This window comes from Rhodococcus sp. NPDC059968 (assembly GCF_042738615.1).
In the GTDB taxonomy this organism is placed as follows: Bacteria; Actinomycetota; Actinomycetes; order Mycobacteriales; family Mycobacteriaceae; genus Rhodococcus_F.
In genome coordinates, this window is the sequence record NZ_JBHWUE010000002.1 from 169,993 (window position 1) to 184,836 (window position 14,844).

Below are 14,844 nucleotides of genomic sequence, written 5' to 3' on the forward strand. Positions count from 1 at the left end.
CGGCACGGACGCACAAAAAAACTCCCCACCTGCGTGTGCAGGTGGGGAGCTTTGGCGGTGGCGGAGGGATTTGAACCCTCGGACGGGGGTTACCCGTCACACGCTTTCGAGGCGTGCTCCTTAGGCCGCTCGGACACGCCACCGCCGGTGACTTTACCGGATGTGACGCCCGAGCCCGAAATCGCCAGGTGAAGCCGTTTAAGTCAGCTTGTCCTTGAGGTTCTTGGCGGCGTCCTTGACCTTCTCGCCGGCATCCTTCACCGCCGACGACGCCTGGTCGGCCTTGCCCTCGTCGCGCAGGTCCGGATCGCCCGTGGCTTTGCCGGTGGCTTCCTTCGCGTGGCCCTTGAGGTCTTCCGCCTTGTTCGAAGCTTTGTCTGCGATTCCCACGAGATACCTCCGTGAATCCGATTTCGAACCCGGGGACGGGTCCGGCGGCGCCTCGTCGGCGCCTTTTTCCAGAGAAGCACGGGTCATGCGGACCCGGCCACATTGTGTCGAGTACCCCACGAAAGAGTTTGAAACCGGTCAGCGCCGTTCACGGAAGAAGTCTTCGAGGATTCCGGCGCATTCGTCCTCGAGAACACCGCCCCTGACCTGCGGTCGGTGGGTGAGACGGCGGTCACGGACCACATCCCACAGCGAGCCGACGGCGCCGGTCTTCGGCTCCCACGCCCCGAACACGACCCGGGAGATCCGGGCCAGCACGAGCGCGCCCGCACACATGGTGCACGGCTCCAGCGTCACCGCGAGCGTCGCCCCCTCGAGGCGCCACCCGTCGCCGTACACCCGTGCGGCGGCCCGCAACGCGATGATCTCCGCGTGGGCCGTCGGATCCGACATCGCCTCCCGCGAGTTCACGGCCCGCGACACCTCGACACCGTCGGCGTCGAACACCACCGCACCCACGGGCACGTCGGCATCGGTGGCGGCGCGGGCCGCCTCGATCGCCGCGCGGATCATCCGCTCGTCGTCCTGAAGAGTCACGGCGCGTGGAACTACCGGGGAAGCTTGTCGAGAACCCCGGCCAGCTCCGTGGTGAACCCGAGCCGCTGCGCGATCATCCCGAGCTGCTCGTCGGGATACAGGTCCGTCTCGGACGTGATGACAGCCAGAACGGGTTCGGGCAGACCGAGGTCGGCGAGCAACGACAGATCCCCTTCCTCCCACGGCTCGATGTCGTCGAGGTCGTCCGGATCGATGTCCGGGACCTCGATGTTGAGCGCCTCGAGAACGTCGGCGGCGATGTCGTAGTCGATGGCGGCAGTGGCGTCGGACAGCAGCAGACGAGTTCCCGACGGCGCAGGCCGGAGCACGACGAAGAATTCGTCGTCCACGTCCAGCAGACCGAAGAACGCGCCCGCGCTACGGAGGGCTCGAAGCTCCTCCTCCGCGACGCTGAGACTGGTCAGAGCAGCCGAAGTGAGGGCCTTGACCTTCCACCGGCCGTCCTCGTGTACTACCGCGACACCGAAGCCCTCCAGATCCTCTGCCCGATCCGACGAGGCGCTGTTGTTTTCCGCGCGCTGTGCACCCATGAGCGCAACGGTAGCCCGCGGGGTGCCGGTAAATGAAGTCCGCACTCGAATGTGCCAACCTGTTCGGGTGTCTGATACCCCTTCCGCACCCCCGGTGTGCGTGCTCGGCCTGGGCTTGATCGGCGGTTCACTGCTGCGTGCGGCGGTCCGGGCGGGCCGCGAAGCGTGGGGTCACAACCGATCCGCGCCGTCCGTCGACGCCGCCCGGGCGGACGGTTTCGACGCCGACACCGATCTGGTTGCGGTGCTCCAGCGTGCGTCGGCCGAGTCGGCGCTGATCGTGATCGCGGTCCCCGTGCCCGCCGTCGCCGCCACTCTCACCGCGATCGCCCTGTACGCACCGAACTGCTCGATCACCGACGTCGTCAGCGTCAAGGCGGAGGTCGCGGCGGCGGCTGCCCGTCAGGGACTCGCCGACCGCTACGTGGGCGGGCACCCGATGGCGGGAACGTCGGCGTCCGGGTGGAGCGTCGGCAGCGCCGACCTGTTCCGGGAGGCCGTGTGGGTGGTCGGCACCGACGACGGCGTCGACCCCGCCATCTGGACGCAGGTGGCGCAGCTCGCGCTGGATTGCGGTTCCGTCGTCGTGCCCGCCGAGTCCGCCGAACACGACCGGGCGGTCGCGCGCATCTCACACCTGCCGCACCTACTGGCCGAGACCCTCGCGATCACCGGTGCCCGGGGCGGACCGCTGGCGCTCGGCCTGGCAGCCGGCTCGTTCCGCGACGGCACCCGCGTGGCCGGCAGTGCCCCCGGACTCGTCCGGGCCATGTGCGAGGGCAACCGGGACGCCCTGCTGATCGCCCTGGACGAGGCGCTGGTACTGCTGCAGGACGCGCGGACCGAACTGGCGGAACAGTCGTCGGCGGCGACGCTCGTCGAGGCCGGTCACACCGCTCGCCTGACGTACGACAACCAGGAGACGTGGGAAATCACCGGCATCGTTCCCGGCCGCGAAGGCTGGATCGACGACATGCGTGATGCGGGTCGGCGAGGAGGGCGGCTCCGCCGCCTGTGAGCCTTTCTGGTTGCCGGAGCTACCAAAAGGCGCACGAGCGCGGAGCGCCTAAATCCGTTCGGCCAGGCCCGGGTAGTCGATGATGAACCCGTCGCGGTCGACGGTCACCGAGGAACTCGACACCGGCGACAGCACGTGGATGCCGTCCGGACCGCTGCTGTAGGTGAGGATCGCGCCCTCGACCCGCAGGTCCAGCAGGTTCACGTAGACGACGGGGACCTCGACGTCCTCGGATCCGAGGTGCAGTCCGTACCGCCGGATGGGCAGGGCGTTGAAGAAGGGGCTGAGCACCATGTCGACGTCGAGGGCGCCGTCGAACGTGGACCGCTGGTGGTTGGCGCCGTGCTCCACCATCCACGTGCCCTCTTCGTCCCGGCTGATCGACATCTGCCGCTCGCCGGCCGCGACGGACGTCCGCAGCGACAGCCGGCGGGTGACGCCGCTTTCGTCGGTGACGAGGTCGTAGGACGCGCTGAACGCCGGATGCTCGGGGCACTCGCCGCCGATGATCCGGCCTGCTGCCTTGATGCGGTCGCCGTTGAGCTGGACGCGCACCGATTCCATTCGGGGTGCGTTGTCCGCCCGCCACGTCAGTACTGCGGGCCAGGTCGAGGCACCGGAGGCTTGGATGCTCACCTGTCTACGGTAAGCGACGACGGCTCCCGGGGTGGCAACGGGCCGAGTTTCGTTGCAGCAGAGTTGTCGAGAGCCAGTGCCCGGGCTCGTTCCGTGACCGCGATGCGCGACGAGAAGACGACGAGGGCGCCGAGTCCGACCGCCACGTTCAGCAGCGCCCCGAACTCCTGGGCGACGAAGTCGAATACCTCGGTGAGCAGCACCGTGACCAGGGCCGCGGCCCGCAGGAACTGCAGCGGCCACAGCTTCCCGTTCCGCAGTCGCACGATGGCCGACCAGCAGAGGACGAACGCGATCGCGGACCCGGTGAGCTGGCCGACCGTCGTGATGTCCGTCCCCTCGTCGCCGCGGAGGTCGTCGTCGAGCGTGATCACGGCACTGAGCAGTCCCAGGGTGGAGAACAGGGTGAGGAGTACGGCCGCGGTCCAGAGCATGCCGGGACCCTTGGCGAACGCGGGGGTCGCGCGCCGGGCGAGCTCCCGGGCCGTGGGCACGGTCCGGCCGTTCCGGTCCGGGCAGTGGGCGAGCAGATCCCGGACCGACGTCAGCGTCGCCTCGTCCGCGCCGGCGGCGGCCGCCCGGCGCAGCTGCGCCAGCGCCTGGTCCCGGCGTGCGCGGTCCAGGCCGCGGTCCAGGCCGGCGAGCGCGATGGCGGCCGCGTTGGCGACATCCTCGGTCGGGGTCGGCGGCCGGACGTCGTGCAGCGACCGGTTGACCAGCAGCAACACGACGATCACCACGTACATGATCGCGATGGACGGCCGGTAGAAGTAGTCGTTGGACTTGGTGACGAACTTGCCGATCTCGTCGAGGAACAATCCGAACCCGATGCCGCCGATCACGACGCCCAGGACGCGCGGTTTCATCCCGAGGAACGAGAACACGGTCACGAGCGCCACGACCATCCCGAATCCGCCCCACAGGACGTGCGCGATGTGCAGCGACGAGCCCCCGACCTGTGGATAACCGGTGAGGTGAAGGTAGGCGCGGGTGAGCAGGATCGTGACGATCCCGATGATCACGAACGCTTCGACGAGGCCGCTGCCCTGAGCGTCGCGCAGGAGGTGCGACCGGTTCCGGAAACCCGAGATCATGGCGCCTCCCTGTGCTCCCACCTACAGGAAGTCTAGGTGGCTCCGCCACCCGTGAGTACTTATTAACCCCCCGCCGTTGATAAGTACTCACGGGTCGTTGGTCAAAGCGGGCACAGATCTCGAGTAACGTTCTCGGGTGACTGGTTCGTGAGGAAGGGTGCCGTGACGTCAACCGGGAGCATGGTGGGCCTGTTCGCCGGTATCGGCGGGCTCGAGTTGGGTCTGAGAGAGCACGGCTGGAACACCGAACTGCTCTGTGAGATCGACCCGGGCGCCCAGGCGGTTCTGCGTACCCGATTCACGGACGTCCCTGTGCATTCCGACGTCACCAAGCTGCGTTCCCTCCCTCAGGACATCGAACTCGTCGCCGCCGGTTTCCCTTGCCAGGACCTCTCGCAGGCCGGCCGGACCGCCGGCATCACGGGTTCGCGTTCCGGCCTCGTCGACGAGGTGTTCCGGTTGGTGAAGCGGAAGAAGGGTCCGCGCTGGCTCCTGATCGAGAACGTGCCGTTCATGCTGCAGCTGGGCCGCGGGGCTGCTATGAGACACATCACGGACGCCCTCGAGGACCTCGGCTACATGTGGGCGTACCGGGTGGTCGATGCGCGCGCGTTCGGGCTCCCCCAGCGCCGTCAGCGGGTCCTGATGCTCGCCTCGCGCACGGAGGACCCGCGTGCGGTGCTGTTCGGTGAGGACGCCGGGGAACGCCCCGTCGACGACCACGCCGACTTCCCGTGCGGTTTCTACTGGACCGAGGGCACCCGCGGTCTCGGGTGGGCGGTCAATGCCGTCCCCACGCTGAAGGGCGGTTCGTCCGTCGGTATCGCGAGCCCGCCCGCCGTGCGACTGCCGTCGGGCGAGATCGTGACGCCCGGACTCATGGACGCCGAACGCCTGCAGGGCTTCGACCCCGACTGGACGGCGCCCGCCGCGCTGGTCCCCGGTCTGCGGAACAGTCATCGGTGGAAGCTGGTGGGCAACGCCGTGAGTGTGCGGATGGCGTCGTGGGTCGGCCGGCGTCTGCTCGAGCCGGCGGACTACGAGCGGGGCATCGAGACGCCGATGAAGCCCGGCGACGCGTGGCCGGTGGCAGCGTGGGGCAGCAATCGTCAGGCGTTCCGCGTGCACACCTCGACGTGGCCGGTGCAGGAGCCGTACGAGGATCTCAGCGGATTCCTCGAGGACACCCGGTTACTGTCGGCGCGCGCGACCGCCGGCTTCCTGAAGCGGGCGCGGATGGGCAATCTACGTTTCGTTCCCGGGTTCATCGACGACGTCGAGAGCCACCTCGACCGCATGGGCGGCTTCCCCGAGGCCGCCGCGTAGCGGACGGACCCGCGATGCCCGCCACCGATCCCGCGACCAGCGCCCGGATGCGGGCGCAGCGGCGTCGCGACACCGCACCCGAACTCGCACTGCGCCGGGAACTGCACCGGCGCGGGGTCCGGTACTACGTGGACCGGGCGCCGATGAAGGGCGTCCGGCGGCGCGCCGACCTGGTGTTTCCGCGACGGAAGGTGGCCGTGTACGTGGACGGGTGCTTCTGGCACAGCTGCCCGCAGCACGCCACGTTCCCGAAGAACAACGCGCAGTGGTGGGCCGAGAAACTCGCCGGGAACGTCACCCGCGATCGTGACACCGACACGAGGCTGACCGACGCCGGGTGGACGGTGGTGCGGATCTGGGAGCACGAGAATCCGGTGGTCGCCGCGGACAGGGTCCAGGAAGCACTGGACGACGCGTGACCCCCGCTTCGCCGACCGTGGCGGTGGAGGTGTTACATATTCCACCCCTAGGGGTATGGTCGCCCGCCGCGGATCGGTGCAGGATGGTGTCATCAGCAACCATTCGAACCCCTTCGGAGGCGCATGATGATCCGCCGTATACTCGCGGCGGCCTCCATTGCGTTTGCAGCAGCGGCCGTCCCACTCGTCGGTCCGGCGACCTTTGCCGTGGCTGCACCAGGCGACACCTACATCAGCAACCCCCCAGCCAACCCGACGGACCAGAGCTTCTGCGACGACCAGGCCGCCCTCGCCAACAACCTCGCCGCGAAGGGCGACTTTGCGCGTGCCGACGGGGTCGTGTCGGCCGCGAACATGAGCGGTTGCCGCATCTATACGTTCCACAGCCCGTAATCGGTTGCCGTTCCGGCAACCGGATTCCCGGTTCGACGGGCCCGGCGGCCACAGTGGGAGCATGACCCACGAGCAGGCACCGGACACGGCCGATTTCTTCAGCCAGGAGTTCTGGGACGAGCGCTATCGTTCGACTACCGCGGTGTGGAGCGGCAACCCCAACCCGCACCTCGTCGAGCAGGTCGCGGACGTGACCCCGGGCAGCGCGCTGGACGTGGGCAGCGGCGAGGGCGCCGACGCGCTCTGGCTGGCGGCCCGCGGGTGGAACGTCACCGGAGTGGACGTGTCGACGGTGGCGTTGGAACGCGCTGCCGCACGGGCCGCCGAAGCCGGTGCCGACATCGCGGACCGGACGACGTGGGAGCAGGCCGACATCCTGTCGTGGGAGCCGCCGGCCCGCCGATTCGACCTGGTGTCGGCACATTTCATGCATCTGCCCGGGCCTGCCCGCGAGGCCCTGCACCGTCGCCTGGCCGGAGCGGTCCGTGTCGGCGGGCGGCTTCTCGTCGTCGGACATCACCCTTCCGATCTGGAGACGTCCGTCGGGCGGCCCAACGTTCCCGACATGCTGTTCACACCGGAACAGGTCGCTGCCGTACTGGACCCCGCGGAGTGGGAGATTCTGGTGTCGGCGGCACCCTCGCGTGAAGCGCGCGACCCCGAGGGGCAACCGGTCACCATTCACGACACCGTTCTGCACGCGGTCCGCCGGGCCTGACGACGGTCTACTGTGTGGGCACGATCTGTTCCGAGTGCCGAGACGAGGACGCCGTGGCCGACCTGTTCGTGAAAGTCCTTCAGCTGCATCAGTTCGTCTACGAACGCAGCGGCGGATGGGTGGGGCATCGGTTGCTGTTCGGGATGCCGACCCTGCTGCTGCACAGTGTCGGCCGGAAGTCCGGGCAGCCGCGCACGTCCGCGTTGACGTACGGCCGCGACGGCGCAAGCTTTCTGGTCGTCGCGTCGAAGGGCGGTGCGCCCACGTCGCCCGCGTGGATGCACAACGTGCTGGCCGCGCCGACCTGCGAGATCCAGGTGGGGCGCGACCACATCACCGTGGTGGCGCGGAAAGTTCTGCCGGGCGACCCGGATTACGACCGGATGTGGGCGACGATGAACGAGATCAACCACGGCCGGTACCGCGACTATCAGAAGAAGACGGACCGGCCGATTCCCGTCATCGCGCTCACCCCGAACCGCTGACTCGCCGGTACGGCCTCACCGGAACTCGTCGACGTGCCCCGACGCCCACTGCGCGAAGGTGGTTGCCGGGCGTCCGGTGAGTTGCTCGACGAGGCGATTCGCCTGCTGGGGAGCGTCGACCAGGCTCGCCATCCCGTCCAGGTACCAGCGGGCGTACTCCCCCATCGCCGGCGTCAGGACGTCCACGGCCTCGTCCAGCGACACCTGCCGGTACTCGATGTTCCGGCCGAGCGCGGCGCCGAGTTCTCGGACGAGGTCGGCGCGGGTGATCGTCTCGGGACCGGTGAGTTCGTACGACGCGCCGACGTGCCCGCCCTCGAGGAGAGCGACGGCCGCGACCTCGGCGATGTCGTCCATGGCGATCGGCGCGTTCGCCGCCGTCGGGTACGGCTCACGCACGGTGTCTCCCGCGGCGATCTGCGGGGCCAGGATTCCCGCGTTCTCCATGAACTCGCCGGGCCAGAGGTGCGTCCACTCGATGCCGGACACCTCGACGGCCCGTGCGACGTCACCCCAGTGGCCGTCGTGGGGACCGGACAGGTCGACGACGTGCCGGACTCCGGCCTGCTTCGCCAGGGCGAGCGCGTCCGGGGCGGTGTCGGGAGTCGGTGCGAGGTAAAGGGAATCGACGCCCTCGAACGCCGCGGGCAGGCTCTCGAGTCTGCGGAGGTATCCCTCGACGGCGGTGACCGAGTCCGGAAGTTGCGCCTTGTCAGGATGATTGGTGAGGGCCCGGACGTCCGTCGCACCGCGTGCGAGCAGGTGGTCGACGAGCATTCTGCCGATGTTCCCGGTTGCCCCCGTCACGAGAATCGTCATGCCCTGCACGCTACTGAGCGCGGCGCCGCCGCGGCAAGACATGTGAGTGGCAAAGTGTGCTCGCGCACGCTTTGCCACTCACATGAGGTCAGCTGGTCGGCGGGGCGGACGTCGAGGACGTTGCCGGGGTCACCGAGGGCGTCGGCGTGGCCGGGGACGACGCGTCCGAATTCTGCACCCCGGCACTGAGCTTGTAGACGTGTTCCGGCGAGATGATCTCCGTGACGGCCCCCGCCAGCGCCGTGCTCGGTTCGCTGCCCTGGTAGGGGACGTCGGTGTTGATCATGATCGCGAGGGTGGTCTCCTGCTCGGGAAGGTAGACGCAGACCGTCTGGTACCCGGGGAGGCTGCCGTTGTGCCCGATCCAGCCCGCGACGTCGAAGATGCCCAGCCCGTAGCCGACGTCGGATGCCAGACCCGGTGCGTTCACCGTCTCGAGCCGTTGCGCCTGTGTGGCCGGCTGCAGCAGTGTGCCGGTGGCCAGCGCGGGCGCCCAGATCCGCAGGTCGTCGAGGGTCGAGATCATCGCGCCCGCCGCCCATCCCCAGGACGGATTCCAATCGGTGGCCACGGCTTCCTTGTCGTCCAAGGTCTGCTCCGTGTAGCCCTGTGCGTGTGGTTCGGGGAACGTGTTGGTGGTCGGGAAGCTCGTGTCCGCCATCTTCAGCGGCTGCACGATCTTCTGCGTCACGTACTCCGGGAGCGGCAGTCCGCTGACCTTTTCGACGACGAGCCCCAGCAGTGTCGTATTCGTGTTGGAGTACTCGAATCCCTGCCCGGGTGGGAACGACGCGGGCTGCGCGAACGCGTAGTCCAGCAGTTGCTGCGGGGTGAACGCCGCCTGCGGGTCGGTGAGCAACGCCTTCTGGAAGTCCTCGTTGGCCGAGTAGTTGGCCAGCCCGCTCTGCATCCGGGCGAGCTGGCGCAGCGTGATCTGATCACCCAGCGGCACGCCCGCCACGTACTTCGAGATCGGATCGTCGAGAGCGAGCTTGTCCTCGTCGGCCAGCTGCAGCACACCCGTGACCGTGAACGTCTTTGTCACACTGCCGATTCGGTGGTAGAAGTCGGTCTCCATCGGTGCGCCGGTGGTCTTGTCGGCGACGCCGAACGCCTTCACATAGTTGCCGTCAGGCCCCCACACGCCCACGATCGCGCCGGGAATCGCGGCCATCGACATCGTCTTCTCGATCGCCTCGTCGAGCCGGTCCGCGACACCGGGGTCGATCTGTGCGTCCGCTCCGGCGTTCGGCGTTCCCGCCTGCGTCGTCGTGGAGGTGGCGGAGGTGCCCGTGGAGGAGGAATCGTCGGAGCATGCCGCGGGCACTACCAGCAGCAGTGCCGCTGCGGCCGCCGCGAGGCCTCGTCGCCGATTCGTCCTGGTCACGACCTGAGCTGTCATCGTGCGTCCCGTCGTCGAGGTGCCCCTCTCGCGAATTTACTCCGCGCCCGCCGGGCGAATGTACCTTTCGGCGCTTCTGAGGCGACCGGCGATACATTCGCCCTACTGCGCTCTCTCGGTCCCGTATTCGGCCAGCAGCCGCTTCTCGTCGTCGCGATGCGGGTAGAAGAAGAACACCACCACGGCCCCGGCGCACACCACCAGGATCGCGGCGAGGTACGCGCGATCGTCGCCGTCGAGGAAGGCGTTGCGGGCGGCGGCGATGATCTGCTCGGCGTACTGCGGGTAGCGTTCCGCGAGCACTTCGGCGCTCGAATACGACTTCGTGAGCGCCGCTTGGGTTTCCGGGGTGATCTGGCTCGAGTCCGGCGATGCGGCGATCGTGGCCGACAGCGACTTCGCGTAACCGGCGGTCAGCACCGCGCCGAGGATCGACTGCATGATCGCGCCGCCGAGGTCGCGTTGCAGGTCGGACGTGCCGGAGGCCATGCCCGCCCGCGACACCGGCACCGAACCGGTGAGCGACCGCGACGCCGGGGTCCCGGCGAACCCGACCCCGATGCCCACGAACGCATAAGCGAGGGCCACCCACCAGTAGGTCGCGTTTTCGTCCCACCACACCAGCGCGACAACCAGTCCGAGGACGACGAACAGGTAGCCGAGCAGCAGTGTGAACCGGGCTCCGTGCGATTCGACGAGTTTCGCGGAACGGGGTGCGACGATGACCATCGCGACGGCGGCGGGGATGATCGCGGATCCGGCGGCGAGCGTGGAGTACTCGAGCACGTTCTGCAGGAACTGCTGCCCGATGAACATCGCACCCATCAACGCGCCGAACACGATCACCCCGCCGACGGCGGCCACCCAGAACGTCGGGCGGGCGGCGATGTGCAGATCGAACAGCGGGTGCGCCGCCCGCCGTTGCTGCAGGAAGAACGCGGCTCCCGCGGCGAGGGCGATCAACCCGAGACCGAGAGCGAGCGCCCCGGAGCCGTCCACCGGTGCGAAATTGATCGCGAGGATGAGGGCGGCAATGAAGACGACGGAGATGATGCCGCCGAGATTGTCGACGGGATCGGTCGTCTCGTTGACGTGGGCGGGCACCCACAGGATGGCGGCGACGAGGGCGAGACCGGCGAGCGGAAGGGTCACGAGGAACACCGAGCCCCAATGGAACTGCTCGAGCAGCGCGCCCGACACGATCGGCCCGAGCGAGGAGATCGCGCCACCGAGGGCCGACCACAGTGCGATCGCCTTGGTCCGGGGCGGTCCCGACCACAGCGCGGTGATGATCGCGAGGGTGGTCGGGAACGCGAGCCCGGCGGAGACACCGCCGAGAACACGTGCGAGGAACAGTATTTCGAAGTTCCCGGCGAATCCCGCGATCGCCGACGCCGGCAGCGACAGCGCCATGCCGAGCACGAGCAGCTGTTTGCGCCCGTAGCGGTCGCCGAGCGCCGCCAGATAGAGGACCGACGCGGCGAGCCCGAGGGAGTACGCCACGGCGACGAGGTTCAGCTGCGTCTGACTCGCGTCGAAGGCGCGGCCGATGTCGGGGAGCGCGACGTTCGCGACGGACAGGTTCAGGTTGGCGACGGCGGCGACGAGGATGAGGGTCGCGAGGATCAGCGTCGCTCGGGCCGGCGCCTGCGTCGTTTCGGTTCGAGTCACTGTCTGCTCCCGGGGTTCTGGTCTCCTCGTGGGCTCGGCGTGTGGGCCGCCGGTTGGGGGCTGGATGCGAGCAGCGACGCCGTGAGCGGGAAGAGGAGGACGGTGATCGCGCCGGCCGCGACGAGCACGGAGGCGTTGGCGGACGTCATGTCACCGGAGTCGACGGCCACGCCGGTGACGGCCACGATCAGCGGCAGACCGGTTCCCGCATACAGCGCCAGCTGGGTGCGTTCACGGACGGTGAAGGGTGGATCGGTGCCGTCGGCGCCCCGGTCGAACCTGCCGGCGACGTAGACCGGGCCTGCCCGCACCAACAGGATCAGCACGACGAACGCGATGAGGACGCCGGGTTCGGACGCCACCGCGGCGACGTCGATCGCCATCCCGGACGTCACGAAGAAGATCGGGATCAGGAACCCGAACGCGAGGCCGTCGAGCTTCGTTTCGAGCGTGACGTCGCCTTCGGGTGTGGCCCGCCGCAGAATGAACCCGGCCGCGAAGGCACCGAGGATCGTGTCGAGCCCGAACGACGCCGCCAGCACGGTGAGTGCGACGAGGAGCAGCATGGTCAGCCGGACCGTCGTCTGCGACGTCGTCTCCGATCCCGACCGGATGATCGCGGTGATCCGGGAACCCTCCCGCCGCACGCGGGCGGGGATGAACGCGACCAGCACCGCCGCGGCCGTGAACAGTCCGAGGACCACGATGGACGCCACCGACCCGCGGGAGCCGAGCAGGACCGCCATGGCGACGACGGGTCCGAGTTCGCCGAACGCACCGTGATTGAGGATCGTCCGGCCCAGCCGGGTGTCGAGGGCGCCCGCGTCACGGAGGATCGGGAGCAGCGTGCCGAGCGCTGTCGACGTCATGGCAATGGCCACCGCGGTTCCGGCGTCGACCACGTGGACGACGCTCAGCAGCGACACGACAGCGAACGCCAGGGCCAGCGAGACCAGCCACGTCAGCAAGGCCCGCCTGCCGCCGCGACCGGTGATCTCGGCCGTGTCGATCTCGTACCCGGCCAGCAGGAAGAGCAGCCCCAGCCCCAGGTCGCGCAGCAGCTCGATCTCGCTGCCCTCGACCGCCAGGTCGAAGACGTGCGGGCCGATGACGATCCCGGCGACGAGCAGAAGTACCACCTCTGGCACCAGCTTCCGGGGAAACAACCCGGCGAGCAGCGGGGCGATCACGGCGCATGCCACGATCCAGAAAAGCGACGCTCCCACGGAAGGCATGCATCACCCCGTCTCTCGAACCACCGGACACAGCACTGCGTCCGAGCCTCACAGAGCCCGGACCACGGGACATCATCCGTGACGGATGAACGCCGCCGCGCGGAATCACCCGTCGTGGATGATGCGCAACTCCCGGCCGATGGCGATCATCGACACCAGGGCACCCCAGCGCAGGGAGAGATGATGTCGAATACAGCTGAAGATGTCGGTCCGGTCGCGTTTCTTTTCCTCACCTTTCCGGGCGAGCGGGCCGATCCCCAGGTGATCGACACATTCCGCGACGTCGTCGCCCAGGGAGTGGTCACCATTCTCGATCTCGTGTTCATCTCCAAGGGAACCGACGGCACGCTGCGCCAGGTGGAGGTGGACGAGGACCTCGACAGCATCGGCCTCGCCGCCCTGTCCCTCGAAGCCAAGGCCCTGATCAGCGACGAGGACCTCGAGGTGGTGCGCGAATCACTGGAGCCGGGCACGTCCGCGGTGGCGATCGTGTACGAGCAGACGTGGGCGCGGAAGGTCGCGGCCGCCTCCCGGCAGGCCGGTGGCGAGGTAGCTCTCCACCTGCACATCCCGCGCGAGGTGGTCGAGGCGGCCATCGCCGCCGCGGTCTGACTCGTCACCCACAGAAACGGAGCACATCATGGTTTTCAGGGGTCCACGCCGCATGGGACGTCCCGGGCTGCTCGGCACGGTGGCCCGGACGGCGGTCATCACCGGCACCGCGCGGGCGACGTCGAACGCGATGAACCGGCGCGCCGCCAACAAGCAGTCGGAGGAACAGGAGCGGATCGACCAGGCAGCCCAGCAGCAGTACGCGGAACAGCAAGCAGCGCAACAGCAGTACGCCCAGCAGGCACCTCCGCCTCCACCGGCACCCGCGGGCGACGACCTGGTGTCCCGCATCCAGGAACTCGCCCGCCTGAAGGAGGCCGGCGTTCTCACGGACGAGGAGTTCACGGCAGCGAAGGCGAAATTGCTCCAGTCCTGAGGACGCAGTAATGCCGAATCGTCAGTAGAACTCGACGGTGTCGACGCGGTTGATCAGCTCCTCGCCGTCGAGGAACCGGGTGGCATTGCGCGCGAACAGGTCCGCGATGAGGCGATCCTCCGCGGGGTTCAACGCCGCGGTGTGCGGGCTGACCAGCACGTTCGGGTGAGCCCACAGCGGACTGTCCGACGCCAGGGGCTCGGACGCGAACACGTCCAGCGCGGCGAACCCGACCCGCCCGTCCTCGATCGCGGCGGTCATGGCGACCTCGTCGACGACGGTGCCCCGGCCCACGCTCACCACCGTCACGCCGGGCTTGACCGCGCCGAATACCTTTGCGCTGACGAGACCTTCGGTGGCGCTGGTTCCGGGCAGCGTCACGACGATGCCGTCCGCGTCTCCGACCACATCGGCCAGCCGATCGGGGTGCACGATCTCGTCGACACCCTCGACCGCGGTGTCGCGCCTGCTCGTTCCCACGACGGTGGCGCCGAGAGCCTTCAGCTTCAGTGCCGTCGCGCGGCCGATGCTGCCCAGCCCGACGATGACGATGCGCTGCCCGGCCACGGTTCCCATGGCCCACCGGCCGCTCCACACCTTGTCGCGCTGCTGGGCGAGCAGGCGCGGGAGAGTCTTGGCGCCGGCCAGCAGGCCGAAGACGGCGAACTCGGCCAACGGTTCCGCGTGCACACCGGCGGAGGTGCTGAACGCGATGCGGTCGAGTTGCTCGTCGGTGAGGCCGGCCGCCTTCACCTGCGCCCCGCCGCCGGCGGGCATCGTGTGCACCCAGCGGAGTCCGGGGTTGACGCCTGCCGTCCTCGTCAGTGCCGCGGGATTCTCGTCGGGCACGCCGTACAGGGCTTGCGCCGAATCGACCAGGTCGTCGAAGGCCTTCTGCTGCTCCGTGGTCCGGGAGAACGACGGATCGCCGGAGTGATCACCCGGGAACCGGGAGGGCGGCAGCAGATCCTGCTCGCGGATGAAGTCGATGCGCGGTTCCGCCCGGGTGACGAGGCTGATGACCTCTTCGCTCACGGGGGTCGCGGCGACGACGCGGAGTCGCCCGTCGAGTGGCTTCGGGTCGTGTGCACTCACTGCAGAT

General features: G+C 68.7%; 18 protein-coding genes and 1 tRNA gene. 8 read left to right on the plus strand and 11 right to left on the minus strand.

Translation table 11 applies throughout. The features are described from left to right. Positions 1–52: 52 nt before the first annotated feature. The 4 genes from ACFWAY_RS03345 to ACFWAY_RS03360 all read right to left on the minus strand — a co-directional run bounded on the left by ACFWAY_RS03345 (position 53) and on the right by ACFWAY_RS03360 (position 1,538). Positions 53–143: transfer RNA gene (locus ACFWAY_RS03345), tRNA-Ser, on the minus strand. Between the two features lie 55 nt (positions 144–198). Then, entirely contained in the window at positions 199–390 is a 192-nt protein-coding gene (locus tag ACFWAY_RS03350; protein WP_378450803.1) for a CsbD family protein, read from the minus strand. A 138-nt stretch (positions 391–528) separates the two neighbouring features. Further along, complete coding sequence (locus ACFWAY_RS03355; protein WP_005561213.1) at positions 529–987, minus strand: nucleoside deaminase; 459 nt, start codon at positions 985–987, stop codon at positions 529–531. A gap of 11 nt (positions 988–998) precedes the next feature. After that, positions 999–1,538 (minus strand): tRNA adenosine deaminase-associated protein, encoded by a 540-nt coding sequence (locus ACFWAY_RS03360; protein WP_378450804.1) that lies wholly within the window; start codon positions 1,536–1,538, stop codon positions 999–1,001. A gap of 49 nt (positions 1,539–1,587) precedes the next feature. Here ACFWAY_RS03360 and ACFWAY_RS03365 point away from each other — a divergent pair, with 49 nt between their 5' ends. Then, entirely contained in the window at positions 1,588–2,556 is a 969-nt protein-coding gene (locus ACFWAY_RS03365) for a prephenate dehydrogenase (RefSeq protein ID WP_378509869.1), read from the plus strand. Positions 2,557–2,604: 48 nt separating this feature from the next. Here the strand turns inward: ACFWAY_RS03365 and ACFWAY_RS03370 are convergent, their stop codons facing one another. After that, positions 2,605–3,192: a putative glycolipid-binding domain-containing protein gene (locus tag ACFWAY_RS03370; RefSeq protein ID WP_005248751.1), complete on the minus strand. Its 588-nt coding sequence runs from the start codon at positions 3,190–3,192 to the stop codon at positions 2,605–2,607. Then, a complete protein-coding gene (locus tag ACFWAY_RS03375) occupies positions 3,189–4,286 on the minus strand; it encodes a hypothetical protein (protein ID WP_378509870.1) in 1,098 nt (365 codons plus the stop codon). Before ACFWAY_RS03375 ends, ACFWAY_RS03370 begins: the two co-directional genes overlap by 4 nt. A 180-nt stretch (positions 4,287–4,466) precedes the next feature. Here ACFWAY_RS03375 and ACFWAY_RS03380 point away from each other — a divergent pair, with 180 nt between their 5' ends. The 5 genes from ACFWAY_RS03380 to ACFWAY_RS03400 all read left to right on the plus strand — a co-directional run bounded on the left by ACFWAY_RS03380 (position 4,467) and on the right by ACFWAY_RS03400 (position 7,627). Beyond that, positions 4,467–5,612, plus strand: coding sequence for a DNA cytosine methyltransferase (locus ACFWAY_RS03380; protein ID WP_378509871.1), 1,146 nt, complete (start codon positions 4,467–4,469; stop codon positions 5,610–5,612). 14 nt (positions 5,613–5,626) lie between these two features. After that, the gene (locus tag ACFWAY_RS03385; protein ID WP_378450806.1) at positions 5,627–6,031 is read left to right on the plus strand and encodes a very short patch repair endonuclease; all 405 of its coding nucleotides are present in this window, start codon (positions 5,627–5,629) and stop codon (positions 6,029–6,031) included. Between the two features lie 126 nt (positions 6,032–6,157). Beyond that, positions 6,158–6,424 carry a hypothetical protein gene (locus ACFWAY_RS03390; protein WP_378509807.1) on the plus strand — a complete coding sequence of 89 codons (267 nt, stop codon included), beginning with the start codon at positions 6,158–6,160 and terminating at the stop codon, positions 6,422–6,424. A 61-nt stretch (positions 6,425–6,485) separates the two neighbouring features. Then, positions 6,486–7,142: a methyltransferase domain-containing protein gene (locus tag ACFWAY_RS03395; RefSeq protein WP_378509808.1), complete on the plus strand. Its 657-nt coding sequence runs from the start codon at positions 6,486–6,488 to the stop codon at positions 7,140–7,142. 53 nt (positions 7,143–7,195) lie between these two features. Continuing rightward, positions 7,196–7,627: a nitroreductase family deazaflavin-dependent oxidoreductase gene (locus ACFWAY_RS03400; RefSeq protein WP_378450875.1), complete on the plus strand. Its 432-nt coding sequence runs from the start codon at positions 7,196–7,198 to the stop codon at positions 7,625–7,627. A gap of 15 nt (positions 7,628–7,642) precedes the next feature. Here ACFWAY_RS03400 and ACFWAY_RS03405 read toward each other — a convergent pair whose 3' ends face one another. The 4 genes from ACFWAY_RS03405 to ACFWAY_RS03420 form a co-directional block, all read right to left on the minus strand. Next, complete coding sequence (locus tag ACFWAY_RS03405; protein WP_378450809.1) at positions 7,643–8,446, minus strand: NAD(P)H-binding protein; 804 nt, start codon at positions 8,444–8,446, stop codon at positions 7,643–7,645. Positions 8,447–8,534: 88 nt separating this feature from the next. Beyond that, complete coding sequence (locus ACFWAY_RS03410) at positions 8,535–9,848, minus strand: serine hydrolase domain-containing protein (protein ID WP_378450810.1); 1,314 nt, start codon at positions 9,846–9,848, stop codon at positions 8,535–8,537. A 102-nt stretch (positions 9,849–9,950) separates the two neighbouring features. Next, a complete protein-coding gene (locus ACFWAY_RS03415; protein ID WP_378509809.1) occupies positions 9,951–11,519 on the minus strand; it encodes an MFS transporter in 1,569 nt (522 codons plus the stop codon). Then, on the minus strand, positions 11,516–12,754 hold the full coding sequence (locus ACFWAY_RS03420; RefSeq protein ID WP_378509810.1) for a cation:proton antiporter: 1,239 nt from the start codon (positions 12,752–12,754) through the stop codon (positions 11,516–11,518). Before ACFWAY_RS03420 ends, ACFWAY_RS03415 begins: the two co-directional genes overlap by 4 nt. Positions 12,755–12,937: 183 nt before the next feature. On the opposite strand from ACFWAY_RS03420, the gene ACFWAY_RS03425 reads away from it, so the two are divergent. Both ACFWAY_RS03425 and ACFWAY_RS03430 read left to right on the plus strand, forming a co-directional pair. Further along, entirely contained in the window at positions 12,938–13,366 is a 429-nt protein-coding gene (locus ACFWAY_RS03425; protein WP_378450813.1) for a DUF6325 family protein, read from the plus strand. A 28-nt stretch (positions 13,367–13,394) separates the two neighbouring features. Next, entirely contained in the window at positions 13,395–13,742 is a 348-nt protein-coding gene (locus tag ACFWAY_RS03430) for an SHOCT domain-containing protein (RefSeq protein ID WP_378509811.1), read from the plus strand. Between the two features lie 21 nt (positions 13,743–13,763). Here the strand turns inward: ACFWAY_RS03430 and ACFWAY_RS03435 are convergent, their stop codons facing one another. Beyond that, a complete protein-coding gene (locus tag ACFWAY_RS03435; RefSeq protein WP_378509812.1) occupies positions 13,764–14,837 on the minus strand; it encodes a D-2-hydroxyacid dehydrogenase in 1,074 nt (357 codons plus the stop codon). Between the last annotated feature and the right edge of the window lie 7 nt (positions 14,838–14,844).

What these genes read in the sequence shown, in the direction of transcription:
- ACFWAY_RS03365 (WP_378509869.1), top strand. Translation starts at nt 1,588, where the DNA reads ATGTGCCAACCTGTTCGGGTGTCTGATACCCCTTCCGCACCCCCGGTG.
- ACFWAY_RS03375 (WP_378509870.1), bottom strand. Translation starts at nt 4,286, where the DNA reads ATGATCTCGGGTTTCCGGAACCGGTCGCACCTCCTGCGCGACGCTCAG.
- ACFWAY_RS03410 (WP_378450810.1), bottom strand. Translation starts at nt 9,848, where the DNA reads ATGACAGCTCAGGTCGTGACCAGGACGAATCGGCGACGAGGCCTCGCG.
- ACFWAY_RS03390 (WP_378509807.1), top strand. Translation starts at nt 6,158, where the DNA reads ATGATCCGCCGTATACTCGCGGCGGCCTCCATTGCGTTTGCAGCAGCG.
- ACFWAY_RS03430 (WP_378509811.1), top strand. Translation starts at nt 13,395, where the DNA reads ATGGTTTTCAGGGGTCCACGCCGCATGGGACGTCCCGGGCTGCTCGGC.
- ACFWAY_RS03405 (WP_378450809.1), bottom strand. Translation starts at nt 8,446, where the DNA reads ATGACGATTCTCGTGACGGGGGCAACCGGGAACATCGGCAGAATGCTC.
- ACFWAY_RS03395 (WP_378509808.1), top strand. Translation starts at nt 6,486, where the DNA reads ATGACCCACGAGCAGGCACCGGACACGGCCGATTTCTTCAGCCAGGAG.
- ACFWAY_RS03420 (WP_378509810.1), bottom strand. Translation starts at nt 12,754, where the DNA reads ATGCCTTCCGTGGGAGCGTCGCTTTTCTGGATCGTGGCATGCGCCGTG.
- ACFWAY_RS03380 (WP_378509871.1), top strand. Translation starts at nt 4,467, where the DNA reads ATGGTGGGCCTGTTCGCCGGTATCGGCGGGCTCGAGTTGGGTCTGAGA.
- ACFWAY_RS03425 (WP_378450813.1), top strand. Translation starts at nt 12,938, where the DNA reads ATGTCGAATACAGCTGAAGATGTCGGTCCGGTCGCGTTTCTTTTCCTC.
- ACFWAY_RS03360 (WP_378450804.1), bottom strand. Translation starts at nt 1,538, where the DNA reads ATGGGTGCACAGCGCGCGGAAAACAACAGCGCCTCGTCGGATCGGGCA.
- ACFWAY_RS03385 (WP_378450806.1), top strand. Translation starts at nt 5,627, where the DNA reads ATGCCCGCCACCGATCCCGCGACCAGCGCCCGGATGCGGGCGCAGCGG.